The following is a 1084-nucleotide window of genomic DNA, read 5'->3' as shown; positions in this document are numbered from 1 at the left end:
GCGATTAAGCGATAACTTTAGCAACAACACCAGCGCCTACAGTACGGCCGCCTTCACGGATTGCGAAACGCAGACCGTCGTCCATCGCGATTGGGTGAATCAGGGTTACAACCATGTTCACGTTGTCGCCTGGCATTACCATCTCTACGCCTTCTGGCAGTTCGATGGTACCGGTCACGTCAGTAGTACGGAAGTAGAACTGTGGACGGTAGCCTTTGAAGAATGGCGTGTGACGACCACCTTCATCTTTGCTCAGGATGTACACTTCAGATTCGAACTGGGTGTGCGGCTTGATAGAGCCTGGTTTAGCCAGTACCTGACCACGTTCGATTTCTTCACGTTTGATACCACGCAGCAGAACACCTACGTTCTCACCGGCACGGCCTTCGTCCAGCAGTTTGCGGAACATTTCAACGCCAGTACAGGTAGACTTAACGGTGTCTTTGATACCAACGATTTCAACTTCTTCGCCAACTTTGATGATACCGCGCTCAACACGACCGGTAACAACGGTACCACGACCGGAGATGGAGAATACGTCTTCGATTGGCAGCAGGAACGGCTTGTCGATAGCACGCTCTGGCTCTGGGATGTAGCTGTCCAGGGCTTCGGCCAGTTCGATGATTTTCGCTTCCCACTCAGCTTCGCCTTCCAGCGCTTTCAGCGCGGAACCGCGGATCACTGGCAGGTCGTCGCCTGGGAAGTCGTACGCGGACAGCAGTTCGCGAACTTCCATTTCTACCAGTTCCAGCAGCTCTTCATCATCAACCATGTCGCATTTGTTCATGAATACGATGATGAAAGGAACGCCAACCTGACGACCCAGCAGGATGTGCTCACGGGTCTGAGGCATTGGGCCGTCAGTCGCAGCAACTACCAGGATCGCGCCGTCCATCTGAGCAGCACCGGTGATCATGTTTTTCACGTAGTCGGCGTGCCCTGGGCAGTCAACGTGCGCGTAGTGACGAGTCGGGGTGTCATACTCAACGTGAGAGGTGTTGATGGTGATACCACGAGCTTTTTCTTCTGGCGCGTTATCGATCTGGTCGAAAGCACGTGCAGAACCGCCGTAGGTTTTAGCCAG

Annotated in this window: 1 protein-coding gene; it reads right to left on the bottom strand. The window is 53.9% G+C overall.

All coding sequences use genetic code 11. From position 1 onward, the window contains the following. Positions 1 to 4 precede the first annotated feature (4 nt). Positions 5 to 1084, bottom strand: a 1080-nt coding sequence (tuf, locus tag CAG11_RS32975; RefSeq protein ID WP_060417749.1) for an elongation factor Tu, incomplete at its 5' end; no start/stop codon positions are given.

It is taken from the genome of Pseudomonas sp. B6(2017), from assembly GCF_002112765.1.
GTDB lineage: Bacteria > Pseudomonadota > Gammaproteobacteria > Pseudomonadales > Pseudomonadaceae > Aquipseudomonas > Aquipseudomonas piscis.
Note: the sequence above shows the minus strand (reverse complement) of the source record. Positions and strands in the feature narration are given on the sequence as shown.